This window comes from Nocardia sp. NPDC057440, assembly GCF_042802915.1.
GTDB lineage: Bacteria > Actinomycetota > Actinomycetes > Mycobacteriales > Mycobacteriaceae > Nocardia.
In genome coordinates this window covers 180,929-196,655 of the sequence record NZ_JBHVDF010000002.1, presented here as the reverse complement: position 1 = coordinate 196,655, position 15,727 = coordinate 180,929, and the positions used below count along the sequence as shown (strand labels likewise).

The window sequence follows — 15,727 nt, the reverse complement described above, 5'->3', positions numbered from 1 at the left end:
CCTGATTAGAGGTTAACGCGATGTGACGACCAGTACGGAATCGGGTACAGATCGGGTTGTCCCTCGAGTACCCAATAGATACCGATTTACTCTGGCGTAATCCGCCGATCGATGATCTCGATATCGCGTTCGCACGCGGCGAGTTGTCCGGGTTGTTCGGCAGCGGCCCGTCGCAAACGCGCCTCCAATTCGGCAACGCGGCGATCGGTATCGACCATTCGCGCGGTGCTCGAACGCACCACGCGATCGGCGAGCGCGGTCTCCATTTCCACGAGCGCGGTCGCCGCCCGCTGCTCGAGCTGGGCTTTCACGTTGACCAACGCGTCCGACACCCACTGTCGGACGTGCGCGCGATCGGCGACCTGCCCGCGCGCACGCACCACCCAGCCCGCCGCGCCCGCCCCCAGCAGAAGCGTCACCGGCACGCTCGCGACGTCCAGTGTCGGCACCAGCGCGAGTGGCGAAACCAACAGTCGGCCGAGCCCGACACCCGCCGACGCGCCGAGCGCGATCATGAGGTGATCTTCGACACCTCGGTGCCGCGGTTCCGGGTCAGGACCCACCCGGGGGGCCGGATCACGCCGCCGGGCGGGCGGCTCGACCGTCGAACCGTCGACCCGCTGAGCCAGCTCGGCCAGCCTCCGCTCGACCTCCAGATCGACAGCACCGGTCAGCTCGGTCACCGCCTGCTGCAACCGGTCCGGATAGTCGCCCAGCCGCGACGGACGCATTCGATCGAGTTCGCCGCGAGCGGCGGTGTGCAGCGCCCGCACCCGGGAGCCGACATCGGTCATCAGGTCGACCCTGGCCAGGTGCAGTTGGCTGCGCAGCGTCGACAGCGCCGTCGCCCGTCCGCCGTCGCGGCCCGCGAGCAGTGTGGTTCGTTCTTCCCGCCACTGCGCGGGTTCCGTGCCGGAACGCAGCGCCGCGATCTGATCCACCACTCGCTGGCGGGTATCGGCCAGCACTCGGGCGGTGACGGCCGCGAGCCTGCCATCGCCTCCGGCTTCGGCGCCCGCGGATGCCGCGGCGAGTTCGGCGTGCAGCGCGGTCAGTCCGGAGCGATCCAGCAGGCCCGCGTCGCCGCCCGCGCGGGCCGCCACCGCGAGCCGGGCCGAGACCGGCACGATATCCAGGTCGGCGGCGCCCTGCGCGGCGAGCAGTTCGAGATTGTGCGCGCGGACCGCACGCCAGTCCTGATAGGCGTGGATCCCGTTCATCGCGAGCAGGATTCGAGCACCATCGGCACGCAGCCGGTGCACCAGCCGCAGCGTGTCGGCGCCGAGCGAGCTACCCGCGTCGAGCAGGATCAACGCCACCGCCGCGGGCGCCGCCCCTGACGGCGAGGTTGTTTCGACGGCCGCGCTCGCGTCGGCCACCGGATCGGACAGCAGGATCCGAGGCTCGAACCGCGCCAATTCGGTGCGCAACAGCGTGGTGTTGGCATCATTGGGCCCGATCAACGTGACCGCCGATGCGCCGCCGACTCCGACAACGGCTCGCATGAGTGCCATGCCCTGCGGATTCCACCGCGCGACCACAGCCTCGGCATCAGCGGGCAGCGGTGGCGCATCGGCCGCGTGCGATGCCTGCTGCCGTTCGGCCGGTGAAAGTGCCCGCTCCGGTTGCTCAGAGTCCGGCACTGCTCATCCGCTCCCATAGTCGGATGTAGCCGTTGTGGACGCGCAGTGCGGCGCGACGGGCAGCGGGTGGCATATCGCTGGAGACGACCGCCCGCCAGCGCGCGGCCCTGGCCAGCGCGTCGTCGGCATCGGCGGGCGAGGGCGAACGGTACCCGGCCGCGAGGTGCGCGACATCGGGGCAGGCGAGTCCGGCGCACAGACCCATCCACAGCGCGTCGTCACCGAAGAGATAGTCCTCGAGGACGTCGCGGGCGTGGCCGCCGTCGCCGGGCACCGCGGCGGCCGCGAGCCGGGCCAGCTCGTCGAGCAGCACGCCACCGCGCAGCGCCGAAACCTGCTCGTAGCGGCGGTGCAGGAGCCGGTGCAGCGCGTCGATGCCGCTCACCGCGTGCAGGATTTGCAGCAGCGCGTGCGGGGTGAGCTCGGGGTCATGGCGCAGTGCGATGAGTGCGGAGCTCACGCCGTAGAGATCCCAGCGGTGCAGTAACTGCTCCCGTTCCGCGACATCGGGCCCTGCCGATGGTGAGACGAACAGATCGGGAGACAGCGTCAGCGCGGGATCGGAGGCGCCCGCCAGTCGTCGCAACGTCGCTATATCGGCATCGTTCACCGCGCCCGCCCTGGTGCGCACCGCCAGCGAAGCGACCACCGGCAGCGTGAGAATGCCCAGCTCTCTGGTGTATTGCTCGGCAGCGGAGACCGCATCGCCCCACCGCGAGCCGACCGCGTCGGCCTTGTTCAACACCACGACGGTGTGTTCGGGCGGCAGGGTGGCGAGGATGCGCCGGTCGGCGGGCAACGGTGCGCCGGACAGCACGTAGACGACGATGTCGGCATCGAGCACCGGGTCTGGCGTACCCGGTTCGTCCACCGGACCGGTCTCCACTGCGGACATGAGCGCCAGCGCATGCAGCACGGTGCTGCGGCCGGCGTGCGCGCGACCGGTCACCTGAATCCGCGGCGGCCTGCGCCACTGGGCGCTGACCACGCCGACCTGATTCGACAGGTGCGGGTCGTTACCTCCGCCCGAGCGCAGCATGGCGATCAGTTGGTCGAGTTGGTCGAGTTCGCGCGCGGGTCCGCCGGGTCGGACGGCGGGCCCGTTGGTTTCGGTGGCTGTCGACATAGCTGCACCCCCCTTTACGGTGCGCAATTCTGTCAGACACCGGGCCGGGAGGCGGTGGGGACCGCTCAGCTTCCGCTGAAGTATTTGTTCGCGGTGCGCACCGCCCAGTTCGGCGCGTACTTGGCGGCGACGGCAAGCACCTTTGCCTGGGTACCGATTTCGTAGTGCACCTTCGGCAGGCGTCCACGTTTGCGGGTGACTTCCCAGATGCCGGACGCGACATCTGCCGCGGTGAGCCGCACGCCGAGCGACTTCGTCGACGCGGTCTCCACACCGTCCACCATCGCGGTCGCCACGAACAACGGCCACACCGCGATCACCCGGATATCGTGCTGCTCCCATTCGAGATCCAATGCCTCTGTCAGGCTTTTGACCGCGGACTTGGTCGCGCCGTAGCTGGCGAGTTGGGGTTGGCCATAGATCGCCGATGCCGAGCACAAATTCACCACCTGCGCGCCGGGGGTGGACCGCAGCAACGGGAACGCCGCGTGCGTGCCGTTGATGACGCCGCCCAGGTTGACGTCGACGATCGCCTGGTGGGTCGCCAGATCGATGGACTCGAAGGGACCTGCGCGCAGGATGCCCGCGTTGTTGATCAGGATGTCGAGCCGGCCCGAATCGGCATCGAACTCCGCGAGCCGCTCGGCCCAGTGCGTGTTGTTGGTCACATCGAGCACCCCGGTGCGCACTGTGCCACCCGCGCCCGTAATGTCACCAGCGAGCCTGGTCAGCCCCACCTCGTCGATGTCGTAGGCGCCGACGTGATACCCGTGCGCAGCGAAAAGCAGCGCCGTCGCCCGGCCGATTCCGGCAGCCGCACCCGTGATGATCACCGTCGGTCCGCTCATGTCGGGGAGTCTAGTGCCGTGCCAAGCCCCCTCCCGCGTGCTTCACAGAGATAACGTCGTTCGCTTACGCTGCTGTGATGGTCGGCACCATAGTCGGTGCGCAGCTGCGCTTTTCGATCGCGGCAAGCCGGCCGGCGCAGACGAGTGCCGCCCGTCGGCGCTGCTCGATGAGGAGGTGCGATGACCGTCGACGTCATCGGCGTTGTCGATCCGGAGCCGAATCACGGATTCGACCGCAGGCCGTTGTTGCCGAGCAACGATCCGTTCCTCCGGCCGCCGAAGGGCTTCGCCGCCAAGCCTGCGGGCACCGTCCTGCGCAGTCGCAGGGTCGATTTGGCCCTGCTCGGTTTTGTCTCGCAACAGGTTTCGGCATGGCAACTGCTCTACCGCAGCTGTGACATGCACGGCACGCCCGAGGTGGCGATCACCACGGTGCTGCTACCGCTGGGCGCCGACCCGAGCGAAGATCGGCCACTGCTCGCTTTCCAGACCGCCATGGACGCGGTCGCGGAGCGATGTTCGCCCTCCTACGCGCTGCGGCGCGGATCGCACGCACTCGGATCGGTCACCCAGCTCGAATGGCTGCTCGTCGCGAACGCGCTGCGGCGCGGCTGGGCGGTGACCATCGCCGATCATGAAGGCCCGCACGGAAACTTCGGCGCCCCACGCGAACCCGGCTACCGCGGGCTCGACGGCATTCGCGCGGCGCTGAATTTCGCGCCGCTCGGCCTGCGTCCCGACACCAGGGTCGCGGTGTGGGGCTATTCCGGTGGCGGCATGGCCAGCTCCTGGCTGGTCGAGATGGCGCCGACCTACGCGCCGGAGATCGACATCGTCGGCGCGGTGCTCGGCGCACCGGTCGGCGACCCCGGCCAGGTCTTCGCCCGGCTCAACGGCGGCCGCTACGCCGGGCTGCCCGCCATCGTCATCGCGGTGCTGCGCAGGCTGTACCCCGCCCTCGGCACGGTGTTCGACAGCGACCTCGCCCCCGAAGGTCACCGGCTCATCGCACGCGCGGAACGGGCGACGCCGTTCTCGGCCATCGCGGGCCTGACCAAGAAGGACGTCGGCGCCTACCTGACCCGCCCGCTCGACGAGGTACTCGCCGCCCCTGATCTGCAGGCCATGCTCGACGATCTCAAGCTCGGCTACGCCACCCCGGCCTGCCCGTTGCTCGTCGTGCAACCGGTCCACGACCAGATCATCCACATGGACGGCATTGATGCGCAGGTCGATCGGTACCGCCGCGGTGGCGCCACGGTCACCTACGTGCGCGATCGTCTCAGCGAGCACTTCTCCCTGCTGCCGCTCGCCACCCCGATCAGCCTCAATTGGCTGGCCGACCGACTCGAAGGTCACCCGGTGCGCGATACCGGCGACTCGACGGTCTGGTCGGTCGCGGCCTCACCCGCCGGACTGCGCGGCCTGCTGGAAATGGCCGTGACCGCAGCGAAGGTCGCGCTCGGCAGGCCGCTGACGCAGGAGACAGAACCCACATCCCGAATATCCCGCGAACGCGCAGCCTGACCACCCGGTAACCCCCCGCCACCGTGTTACGTCGAGCGACCTGGGGGCGGCGCGCTCCGAGCGACCTGCAAACCAGCCGCTAGCGGCGAGGTTTCGACCGGTCCGCAAGCCACCGTGAGCGGCCGATTGCCGCCCCGATCACCCGATGCTGGACAATGGATGCCGTGAACGACGCCGCGAACCACACTGCCGAGTCAGTTCCGGAACCACCGTCCACACCATCGGTACCGGCTGACAACGAACCCCGACGGGGCACCGCCTCCCGCCTGTACCCCCGCGTCACGAGCTTCCGCTCGCGCAGGGGCGCGCTGACCGCGACCCAGCAGCAATCCTGGGCTCGCACCTGGCCGCGCATCGGCGGCGAGGTCTCCGATGAGCGCCTCGACGCCGCCGCCTGGTTCGGCCGTGAAGCTCCCCTCGTCATCGAGATCGGTTGTGGCACAGGCACCGCCACCGCCGCGATGGCGCAGGCCGAACCGCACCTGAACCTGATCGGCATCGAGGTCTACAAGCCGGGCCTCGCCCAATTGGTGCAGCGGATCGAGCGCGAGCACATCGAGAACATCCGGCTGCTGCGCGGCGACGCCGTCGATGTGCTGGAAAACATGATTGCCGAACAGTCGCTGACGGGCGTCCGGGTCTTCTTCCCCGATCCGTGGCCCAAGGCGCGCCATCACAAGCGGCGGCTGCTGCAGCCTGCCACCTTCGCCCTCATCGCGAGCAGGCTCCGCCCCGGCGGCGTGTTGCATGTCGCCACCGATCACGCCGACTACGCTGAGCACATCGCCGCGGTCGGCGCCGCGGAATCCCAGCTCATCGGCCTGAACGAGACCACGGGTGGGGTCAGCGCGGAGCATCGGGACAGCGCCCCGATCGGCTTCGAGCGGCCGGTCACCAAATTCGAAGGCAAAGCGCATCGCGCTGGCAGTGCCATCACCGAGTTCATATGGGGGAAGATCGAATGATGAGCGAGCGCAGCGAGCGAACAATTAGCTCAGCCGTCATGACAGTCATGACGGAGCAGAGCGCTAGCAAGGCGGAGTCATGAGTGTCAGCGAGATGGCCCCCGAGGTCGTGGATGTCGCCGGGGAGGTGCACGGCACCGGGCCGGAGGTCCTCGGCGGCGTGACTCCCGATGTGCGCCGGGTCCTGCTGGTGTGGGACGCCCCGAACCTCGACATGGGCCTCGGCGCGATCCTCGGTGGCCGCCCCACCGCTGCCTACCGCCCCCGTTTCGATGCGCTCGGCCGCTGGCTGCTCGCGCGCACGGCCGAGCTATCGGTGGGCAGCACCTACCGGGTCGAGCCGGAAGCGACCGTCTTCACCAATATCGCCAACGGCACCGCCGACGTGGTCCGCCCGTGGGTCGAAGCGCTGCGCAATGTCGGCTACGCCGTGTTCGCGAAGCCCAAGATCGATGAGGACTCCGATGTCGACGCCGACATGCTCGCGCACATCGAACTTCGCAGCCGCGGCGCCGGGCTGGCGGGCATCATGGTCGCCTCCGCCGACGGTCAGGCATTCCGTGAGCCGCTCGAGGAGCTCGCCGCGCACGGAGTCCCAGTTCAGGTACTCGGCTTCCGCGAGCATGCGAGTTGGGCCGTCACATCCGATACCCTCGAATTCATCGACCTCGAGGATATCCCGGGTGTGTTCCGTGAACCGCTGCCCCGGGTTAGCCTCGACTCGCTGCCCGATGAAGGTGCTTGGCTGCAGCCGTTCCGGCCGCTGTCGGCACTGCTCACCTCTCGCCCCTCGCAAGGAGTCGCTTAAGTGTTTACACGCTGGGGCGATCTGGTCTATCGGTGGCGCTTCGCGGTAGTCGGAGTGGTCACGGCCGCCCTCTTGGCATTGGGCGGATACGGCCTCGGCCTCGAAGACCACCTCAGCTCCAGCGGGTGGGATGATCCTACGTCGCAATCGGCGCAGGCAGCACGGTTGTCCGACGAGGCGTTCGGGCGCGATCACAACAGTGACGTGATCGTGCTGTACACCGCGCCGGACGGTAAGACGATCGAAGATCCCGACTTCAGGGACAAAATCGTCGACAGCCTCAACAGGCTGCCACGCGAGCATCCCGACGAGATCTCCCGGATCAACGGCGCCTACTGGCAAACCGAGACCGGTCCCCCGTCGCCGGTGTTCTTCGGTTCGAAGGACAAGAAGTACACCTTCGCCTCGATCGCCATCCAGGGCGACAACGACACCGACATGGTCCGGAACTTCCGGAAAGTGAAGGACGTCTTCGCGATTCCAGGTGTCGACGTGCAGGTCGCCGGCCTGCAGGCGGTGGCGGGCACGCTCAACGACACCATCGCCAGCGACTCCAAGCGGATGGAGATGCTGGCCATCCCGGCCGTCGCGATATTGCTGTTCTTCATCTTCGGCGGCGTGGTCGCCGCCGCGCTGCCCTTGATCGTCGGCGGTCTCACCGTGATCGGCGCCAACGGCATCGTGATGTTCCTGACGCGATTCACCGAGGTGAATTCCTTCGTCTCCAGCGTTGTCTCCATGATCGGCCTCGGTCTGGCGATCGACTACGGCCTGTTCATCGTGAGTAGATACCGCGAGGAACTCGCCGAGGGCTACGACACCAGAGCCGCGGTGCGGCGCTCGGTGATGACCGCGGGCCGGACCGTCGTGTTCTCGGCGACGATGATCATCGCCAGCCTCGGCGGCATGCTGCTGTTCCCGCAGGGCTTCCTGAAATCGATCGCCTACGGCTGTATCGCGACCGTGGCGCTCGCGGCGCTGACCGCCATCACGATCCTGCCCGCGATGCTCGGCATTCTCGGACCGAAGGTCGACTTCCTCGGACTCAAGCGGTTCCGCAAGACCAAGACCGCCGAAGAAATCGAGAACGGCTTCTGGGGCAAGTCCACCCGCTGGGTGATGCAACATCCGCTCAAGATCGCGATCCCGATCTGCATCGGCCTGCTGCTGTTGATCATTCCGGTCAAGAACCTCGCGTTCGGCGGCATCAACGAGCGGTATCTGCCGCCGGACAACACCACTCGGCTCGCGCAGGCGAAGTTCGATTCGATCTTCCCGCTACGCAAGTCCGATCCGATCCAGCTGGTGTTCGTCTCCGACAGCAGCACCGACGTCGGCAAGGTGTGGGTCGAAGCCAAGCAGGCGCCGGGGTTGACGGGCACCTTCGAGGTCCCGACACGGTCGAACAACGACCCCGATATCTATCGCACCAGCGCGACGCTGGCGGACTCCGAGAACGCGGATCCGACCATCGACTATCTGCGCTCGCTCGAAGTGCCCGACAACGTGCGGATGTACGTGGGCGGGCAGCCGACGATCCAGAAGGACAGCATCGACGCGCTGCTGGACCGGATGCCGTGGATGATCGCGCTCGTCCTCTTCGTCACCACGCTGCTGATGTTCCTGACCTTCGGGTCGCTGGTGCTTCCGATCAAGGCCGCGTTGATGAGCGCGCTCGGATTGGGTTCCACGCTGGGCATTTTGACGTGGATTTTCGTCGACGGGCACGGCGCGGGCCTGCTGAACTTCACGCCGCAGCCGATCATGTCACCGGTGCTGGTGCTGATCATCGCCGTCATCTACGGCTTGTCGACCGACTACGAGGTATTCCTGTTGTCGCGCATGGTCGAAGCGCGAACGCAGGGGGCATCGACCACCGAGGCCGTGCGCATCGGCACGGCGCAGACCGGCCGCATCATCACCGCCGCCGCGCTCATCCTGCTCGTGGTCACCGGGGCGTTCGCGTTCTCCGATCTGGTGATGATGCAGTACCTGGCCTACGGCATGATCGCCGCGCTGTTCATCGACGCCACGATCCTGCGCATGCTGCTGGTGCCCGCGACGATGAAACTGCTCGGCGACGACTGCTGGTGGGCCCCCGCCTGGATGAAGAAGGTGCAGCAGAAGGTCGGCCTCGGCGAGCCGATCCTCGACGACGAGCGCCCCGGCGGCGGCGAGGTCGTCGACCTGGTCAAAACCACGCCGATCACCGACCCGGTCACCATGCTGATGCCCGCGATCGCGGATGGCGCGCGCCTGCCGAAATCGCCGCGCCGCCCGCGCACGGTGGAAGAGATCGAAGCCGAGGCGCCGACACAGCATTTCCGCAGCCTCGGGCATGTGCCGCCGCGATCCGCGCCGACCAACCCCGAACACACCGGACCTCGGGTCACTCCAGTGCACGACCCGAGCAGGCCGAGAGCCGCGCAGCCCGCGCCCGCATCGCCCGAGGTGCCCGCACCGCGGCCGATGCCCTCGGTCCAGGTGTCGCACGACCCGACCAGGCCGCGGCCCGCGGCTGCCACGCCGTCGACGCAGACACCTGCTCCGTCGGTGCCCACCGCGCCGACACCCCCGCCCTCGGTACCGACCACACAGGCACCCGAGCCCTCGACGCCCACCGCGCCGACAACGCGATTGGCACGGTCCGCACCGGCACCGGGCCCGTCTCCGGTCGCGCAGCCGCCCATGCCTGCCACGCCGGCGCCCGCCCCGGCTGCGAGCACTCCGCCGGACCACCGGACCCACCACGCCGCACCGGAAAATCCTGCGGCGACGCATCCGGACGAACCAGACAACGGACCGCCGACCACGCGCAGCACCATCGAAAACTGGATGGCCGAACTGCGCTCCTCGCGTCGCACTGGCAAGCCCGACGAGGGCCGCCATCACGGTGGGGACGGCCGCACCGTGAGCGTCAACGAACTGCTGCGACGCCGCGACCAGGAGTAACCAGCCCCGCGCCTAGAGTGGGCACGTGAGTTCACATGTGCTTGTCGTCGCCGATGTTTCGTCGAGTCCGGAGAACGCCGAGGAATTAGGCCGCGCCCTGCGCGAACTCGCGCAAGCCTGCCACACCGAACCCGGCTGCTTGTCCTACGACGTATTCCATTCCGTCGAACAGCCCGAGCGCTATGTGAGCATCGAGAAATACGTCGACTCCGCGGCATTCGCCGCACACCGGGCCACCGACCATTTCCGTGAGATCGGACTGGCCGAGGTGATGCCGCTGGTCACCCGGCGCGACGTGCAGATGTACGGCCCGGCAAGCAATATTCCCGCCGCACAGTAGATGCCATACCGCGGCCGCACCTGAGGTGCGGCCGCGATCGGCCCGTGCGTCAGTGGGCTGCGGTGTCGCCCGAATCTCGGTTTGCGCCACCGGCTTCGGCGAAGGCCCGGGCGTAGCGGGTGCCCACAACCAGAAGCAGGACGCCGACGACCAGGAAGGCGGCGACTCGGACCAAGCCGTCGAGGGTGGCGAGGTCGAAGAGGAAGAGTTTGGCGAGGGCGGCGGCGGTGACGAGGAGACCGGAACCGAGGGCCAACTTGGCCACAGGAGCCGAGCGGGCCAGGTTGCGCAGGCCGAACAGCAGCGCGCCGGTCGCCGCCGCCATCCACAGGATGGTGGCGGCGCTGTGTCCGACAACGAAGCCGTCGGGCAGGCCGGTGGCGACGCCGACCGATACCGTCGCGGCCGTCACCGCGTAGAGGGCGACGACACTCGCGGGTATCCACAGGATCGATTCGGTGGTTCCAGCACCGGTCCGGGTCGGGAAGTTCCGGACGCACCACACGCCTACCGCGACCACCGCAAGAGCGAGGACGGCGGCCAGCGCCGTCGAAATGCCCAGCCGATCTTCCGCGAAGCGCTGTGCCGCGAGCGTTCCCGGATTCACGGTGTCGAGGTAGACCAGTGCGCCGACCGCCGCGAACGCCGCCGCGATGCCCGCGGCCGCCCGCGACCGCTGCTGCCCGGCCACACCGAGGAAGCCCACAGTCACCAGGAACAGCGCTACCGGCAGCGTCTGGACTTCGGTCACGCCGATGCACGCCTCCAGCAGTGCGAACGAACCCGCGACCGCGGCGACCAGCCCGACGTGCCCCGGAATCCGCACCTGCTCACGCAGTTTCGGCACCATCGGCAATGCGGCGACGAACAACAGCACCACGGCGAACACCGCGGCGACGATGGCGCCGGTGTGCCGCGCGAACAACACGGGCGCGGCCAGCAGTGGCAACGTCGCCAATCCGAAAGTGAGTGTGGCGGTGAGGTCTCCCGGTCGTCGGCGAACTACCAGAATGTTGCCGACGAGGCCGACAACAGCGACTGCCACCGCTGCGGCGAGCAGCCGATACACCCGGTCGTGGGCCGCAGCGTCGAAGGCGGCCACGCCGATGGCGAGCAAGGTCGCCAGCACAGCGGGCAGTGTCCGCACCACATGCAGCAACGGCCAGTCCCGGTCCCACTGCACCGGCACGCAGGCCAGCTGCAACACGATCAGGAAGGCCAGCAACACCACATCCGTCGTCACCACCGGTGACAACACGGCCGCACCCGCGACGACCAGCACCGCAAGCGGTTGCGACTTCCACTGCATCGCCAGCGCGACCCCGCCCGCGGCGACCGCGAGCGCCACCGCGAGGCCGAGCGGCGGATACAGCCAATCGTACATCGAGCTCACCGCAACAACATCCAGGTAAGCACCGGCAATACCGGTGGCCGCCAAGGCAATTCCACCCACGCGACCTCCGGCGCGTCCGAACACTCGCATTCCCGCGCCCACCAGCGCCGCCGAGAACACCACACCGGCGGCAACCCGTGGCACCGGCCCGAACAGCCCCGCCTGCGCGGCGAGCACCAGCAGCATCACCACACCGATCAATGTCACGCCCACCCCGGCCACCGCCAGCATCCGGCTGATCATCCCCTCCTGCTGCCACCACGGTGTATGCGGCACAGCAGCTCCCCGCCGCACCGGCGGACGCATACCAGGGGGCACCGCACCCATCGGGGGCATCGGCCCGCTCGGAATTCCGGTCGCATGGACTCCTGGCGTAAGCATCCCCGCAGGCCAACCGGGCCGGCCCGCCATCGGCATTCCCGCAGGCGCACCAGCCCAATTCGGCTGACCCGCCATCGGCACTCCCCCTGACGCACCAGCCCAATTCGGCTGACCCGCCATCGGCCCGGGCGTAAACCGCGGAACATACCCGGGCGCACCACCACCCGGCACCTGACCCGTCGGTGGCGCGCCGACACCACCTGCCTGCATCGGCTGCGGCGCAGGTGGCATGGGCGGTTGCGGAGCCATGGGCGCTGTTCCAGGCTGCGGAACCCGCGGGGATTCGTCCACAACCCCGACACCGGCCTGTGCCGAAACACCGGATGCCGCAGCCGAACCCGCGGCCACCTGCGTCCGCAGCAACTCCAGGTCCCGCCCGAGCACACCCATCTGTGTCCCGAGCGCGGCGAACTCCCCCGACAATCGCGAAATAAGCGCCGGATCGATAGATGTAGTCATAACCCAATGCTCGGTCCACGCACCCCACCTGAGCATGAGTAGAAACCCCCGATGACGCCCGATATCTACCCCACCTGCCGAGACACTACGAGCGGCCGGTCTTCGCCGCACCAGTCGAACGGTCGATTCGATCACCGATCTCTGATCGACTCGGAACAGATCGAGAGCATTCATTCCATACAGCACGCAGTTCGACGAGATAGGACAATGAAATGAGCGTCGTACCAGTCGAACCCCGGCCCTTGTCGCGACTCGAGGCCGGCGTCGTGGCAAAGCTGCTCGCTGTTGATTTCGAGGGCGCCGCTCAGTTCAGGACGCAGATTCCCTTCGCGCGGGTTGTCGCGACGTGGGGTGAAGACTCACCGAGCGTCGATCTGGAAGTAGCGCCCGGTTCGGAGCGAGCCGGTCTCATCGGCGGAGAACTACCCGTGAGTGGCGAGGCCCGAGACGAGCGAGGTTCGCTTATCGGAGAAGTCACCCTATGGGCAACCGATGGTTTCCTGTCCGCGATCGAATACTGGTGGGTGAGCGAGGACCGACCGACCTCATTGCCAGACCCAACCCTGATGACGGTATCCACCTAGGCGGGTCCGTCCAGTGTCACGCCGGGGCCGCGTATCACTGCTGCTGATTCCGGTGGATTCCGCTCAGCTCCCACCCGAATCTCGGGCGGGAGCCTCGTGATCGGGTGGATTCAGGCGGCCGGTGCTCGCATGGTGGTCACCTGGTGGACGGCGTTGATCACCGCCGAGCGGGGTGGCATGCGGAGCACGCCGGGGGCCGGTTCGCCCGCCCAGTGCCAGCCGAGTTGGGAGTCGGTGCTGGGGAGCAGGACGTGGCGGCCGCCGGGGATGACGGTGACCTGGTGGCCCGCGAGGCAGCGACGAATGGAGATCTCCACCGGGTCGGCGGGGCTCGGCTGGGTGACCAGGAAGGTCCAGGTGCGGTCGCCGGGATCGGCCACCACCGGGGCGGCGTAGGTCCGGTCGAGCGTGGCGAGGACTTTGCGGCCCAGTTCAGGGGGCATCACCAGGGCGCCGAGGATGGACCCGGTGGTGATCATGGGTCGGCCCGCCAGCAGCTGGACCGGTAGTCCGTAGCGATGTCGCAGCAGGTGCGCGATCTCGTGTGGGGAATGACAGCGTTCGAACATGGCTCTACTCCTCGCCGAATCCAGTGCGTTCTGGGGAGACCGCGCGGGATAATGGCTCCGCGCGCGGTCCTCGGCGTAGCGGGCCGTGCTGGTCGCGGACACGCTGGGTGTGACGTGCCGGTCCGATGAAAGATATCCCCTGCTCCAGTGCGCGATCGGCGCTTCGATCCCGCACGGCCGTGTTCGGCATGAATGTCATTGCCGCCGCCCTTTGCTGTGAAAGTTGCAGAAAGGCAACGGTATTCCAACCAGAGGTGAACGAGTCGTACGCAATGTCCCACTTTTGATGAGTGCAATCCTTTAGCGTCGTACTCTGAAACGTGGACGTAACAAAGGACTTGGGTTCATGGATGATTCGTCGATCGGCGTGCGGATCCGGCTGTTCCGAGGAAAGGCGCTCACCCAGCGTCAACTCGCCGACCAGGCCGGTGTGAGCGTGGACCTGGTGCGCAAGCTCGAACAGGGCGGACGCCAGACCGCGTCGATTGCCAGTCTGCAAAAGTTGGCGCGCGCGCTGGACGTCGACATCTCCGACCTCGTCGGAAAGCGTCACGGCATTCCCTCCGGAAATCCCGACGCGGGCATCGTCGCTATCCGCAGGGCACTCACCCCCGTCGATGATCTGCTCGGCGAGATCCCCGAGGAGCACGCGGTCACCCACGACGAGGCCAGTCGTGCAGTCGATTACGCATGGGGCGCGTACTGGGCGGGCCGCTACGAGCTGCTGGCCTCCATCCTGCCGTCGGGCCTGGTCCAGCTCCGCGCGACCGTGCACGCCGCGCGCAACGGCATGGTCGCGCCCGCGAACGAGTTGCTCGCCAGGATGTACTGGGTCACCGGCTGCACGCTGGTGCACCTGGGCCAGACCGACCCGGCCTTCCTGGCGATCCGGCAAGCACTCGTCGCGGCTGAGCAGGGCAACGACCCCTTGCTGCTCGCGACTATTCGCGGCTCGGTGGCCTGGCAGTTGCTGGTACAGGGCAGGTACGACGAATCACGCCGGGTCGCACTGCGTGCGGCCGCGAACCTCGAGCCTGAGGGTGCGGAAACCCCGGCGCACCTGTCGGCCTACGGTTCCCTGGTGTTGCAGGGCGCGACCGCGGCGGGACGAGCACAGAATGTGCCCGAGGCGCTCACGCTGGTCCAAGCGGCGGGCGAGGTCGCGTTGCGCATCGGCGGCGATCGCCGCGACTACGAAACCTATTTCGGCCCTTCCCAGGTCGTCATGCAGACCGTCGATGTCAACGTGTCCTCGGAGCGCTATCCGGAAGCTCTCGCGGCCGCGAAGGACATGCCGGCCAACTGCGGCCTCCCGCAAGCCTCCCGCGCCCGCCATCTCACCGACACCGCGGTCGCCTTGACCCGTACCGGCCAGCCCAAACGGGCCCTCGGTGCGTTGCTCAACGCGGAGCGGGTCGGCGGCGCGGACTGGATCAAATACCAGACCCTGCCCCGGCACATCGTCTCCGAACTCCTCGATCATGATCGTCGAGTCCCGTTGCGCGCCTTCGCTCGTCGCATCGGGGTCAATACCTGAGCGCCGACGGCACTGATCAGGCCGCATACGCCTCGCAGTAGCGCACCAGCGCGAGCGTTCCCTCCGCGATGACGACGGGGTCGCCATCCGGCGCGTACCGGTAGGCCATTTCCAGGGTGGCCGGGCGTCGGCGGATCAGTGTCGATCCGCCGACGCGATGCGTCACCCCGTCCGTCTCTAGTCGGACACCGAATCGGCGACCCGGAACCGCTCCGAGGCACGCCCGAGGACCTCGTCGAGCACCTCGCGTGAACGCATCAGGTCGGCGATGGTCCGAGTGATCCGGTCCCGCTCCGCGGCAAGTTCGTCGACCAATTCCGGTGTCGCGAACTCGTTGGCGCCGCCGTCCACATCACGCATGCACGGCAGCAACTGGGCGATCTTCTTGCTGGACAGGCCCGCCGCGTAGAGCTCTTGGATGTGGATAACCCGGTCCACCGCCCATTCGGGATAGTCCCGATGCCCGCCGGGCGTGCGCTCGGCCACCAGCAATCCCTGCTCCTCGTAGTAGCGCAACGATCGCTCGCTGACTCCGGTGTGCTGCGCCAACTCGCCAATTCGCATCCGCTACCTCGCATTTCGCCGTAGGACTTGA

Annotated in this window: 14 protein-coding genes; 7 read left to right on the top strand and 7 right to left on the bottom strand. The window is 67.9% G+C overall.

Annotated elements, in window-relative coordinates; all coding sequences use genetic code 11:
* Positions 1-86 precede the first annotated feature (86 nt).
* The 3 genes from ACFU4Z_RS03970 to ACFU4Z_RS03960 all read right to left on the bottom strand — a co-directional run bounded on the left by ACFU4Z_RS03970 (position 87) and on the right by ACFU4Z_RS03960 (position 3,617).
* On the bottom strand, positions 87-1,643 hold the full coding sequence (locus ACFU4Z_RS03970) for a hypothetical protein (RefSeq protein ID WP_379059550.1): 1,557 nt from the start codon (positions 1,641-1,643) through the stop codon (positions 87-89).
* Entirely contained in the window at positions 1,630-2,769 is a 1,140-nt protein-coding gene (locus ACFU4Z_RS03965) for a hypothetical protein (protein ID WP_379059549.1), read from the bottom strand. The genes ACFU4Z_RS03970 and ACFU4Z_RS03965 overlap by 14 nt, the downstream gene beginning before the upstream one ends.
* A 65-nt stretch (positions 2,770-2,834) precedes the next feature.
* A complete protein-coding gene (locus tag ACFU4Z_RS03960) occupies positions 2,835-3,617 on the bottom strand; it encodes an SDR family oxidoreductase (RefSeq protein WP_379059547.1) in 783 nt (260 codons plus the stop codon).
* A 180-nt stretch (positions 3,618-3,797) separates the two neighbouring features.
* Between ACFU4Z_RS03960 and ACFU4Z_RS03955 the strand changes: the two genes are divergently transcribed.
* The 5 genes from ACFU4Z_RS03955 to ACFU4Z_RS03935 all read left to right on the top strand — a co-directional run bounded on the left by ACFU4Z_RS03955 (position 3,798) and on the right by ACFU4Z_RS03935 (position 10,209).
* Complete coding sequence (locus ACFU4Z_RS03955) at positions 3,798-5,144, top strand: lipase family protein (protein ID WP_379059545.1); 1,347 nt, start codon at positions 3,798-3,800, stop codon at positions 5,142-5,144.
* A gap of 155 nt (positions 5,145-5,299) precedes the next feature.
* Positions 5,300-6,109 (top strand): tRNA (guanosine(46)-N7)-methyltransferase TrmB, encoded by an 810-nt coding sequence (gene trmB, locus ACFU4Z_RS03950; protein WP_379059543.1) that lies wholly within the window; start codon positions 5,300-5,302, stop codon positions 6,107-6,109.
* Between the two features lie 79 nt (positions 6,110-6,188).
* On the top strand, positions 6,189-6,917 hold the full coding sequence (locus ACFU4Z_RS03945; protein WP_379059542.1) for an NYN domain-containing protein: 729 nt from the start codon (positions 6,189-6,191) through the stop codon (positions 6,915-6,917).
* Positions 6,918-9,869 (top strand): MMPL family transporter, encoded by a 2,952-nt coding sequence (locus tag ACFU4Z_RS03940; protein WP_379059540.1) that lies wholly within the window; start codon positions 6,918-6,920, stop codon positions 9,867-9,869.
* Positions 9,870-9,894: 25 nt separating this feature from the next.
* On the top strand, positions 9,895-10,209 hold the full coding sequence (locus ACFU4Z_RS03935; protein WP_379059538.1) for a putative quinol monooxygenase: 315 nt from the start codon (positions 9,895-9,897) through the stop codon (positions 10,207-10,209).
* A gap of 49 nt (positions 10,210-10,258) precedes the next feature.
* Here the strand turns inward: ACFU4Z_RS03935 and ACFU4Z_RS03930 are convergent, their stop codons facing one another.
* Positions 10,259-12,442, bottom strand: a complete 2,184-nt coding sequence (locus tag ACFU4Z_RS03930) for a DUF2339 domain-containing protein (protein ID WP_379059537.1) — start codon at positions 12,440-12,442, stop codon at positions 10,259-10,261.
* A gap of 266 nt (positions 12,443-12,708) precedes the next feature.
* Between ACFU4Z_RS03930 and ACFU4Z_RS03925 the strand changes: the two genes are divergently transcribed.
* Complete coding sequence (locus ACFU4Z_RS03925; protein WP_379059536.1) at positions 12,709-13,026, top strand: hypothetical protein; 318 nt, start codon at positions 12,709-12,711, stop codon at positions 13,024-13,026.
* Positions 13,027-13,136: 110 nt separating this feature from the next.
* Here the strand turns inward: ACFU4Z_RS03925 and ACFU4Z_RS03920 are convergent, their stop codons facing one another.
* On the bottom strand, positions 13,137-13,595 hold the full coding sequence (locus ACFU4Z_RS03920) for a hypothetical protein (protein WP_379059535.1): 459 nt from the start codon (positions 13,593-13,595) through the stop codon (positions 13,137-13,139).
* A 346-nt stretch (positions 13,596-13,941) separates the two neighbouring features.
* Here ACFU4Z_RS03920 and ACFU4Z_RS03915 point away from each other — a divergent pair, with 346 nt between their 5' ends.
* Positions 13,942-15,132 carry a helix-turn-helix domain-containing protein gene (locus tag ACFU4Z_RS03915; protein ID WP_379059534.1) on the top strand — a complete coding sequence of 397 codons (1,191 nt, stop codon included), beginning with the start codon at positions 13,942-13,944 and terminating at the stop codon, positions 15,130-15,132.
* A 16-nt stretch (positions 15,133-15,148) separates the two neighbouring features.
* On the opposite strand, the gene ACFU4Z_RS03910 is transcribed toward ACFU4Z_RS03915, so the two are convergent.
* Positions 15,149-15,298 carry a hypothetical protein gene (locus ACFU4Z_RS03910; RefSeq protein ID WP_379059533.1) on the bottom strand — a complete coding sequence of 50 codons (150 nt, stop codon included), beginning with the start codon at positions 15,296-15,298 and terminating at the stop codon, positions 15,149-15,151.
* A gap of 11 nt (positions 15,299-15,309) precedes the next feature.
* Entirely contained in the window at positions 15,310-15,696 is a 387-nt protein-coding gene (locus ACFU4Z_RS03905) for a MerR family transcriptional regulator (RefSeq protein WP_379059531.1), read from the bottom strand.
* Positions 15,697-15,727: the final 31 nt, after the last annotated feature.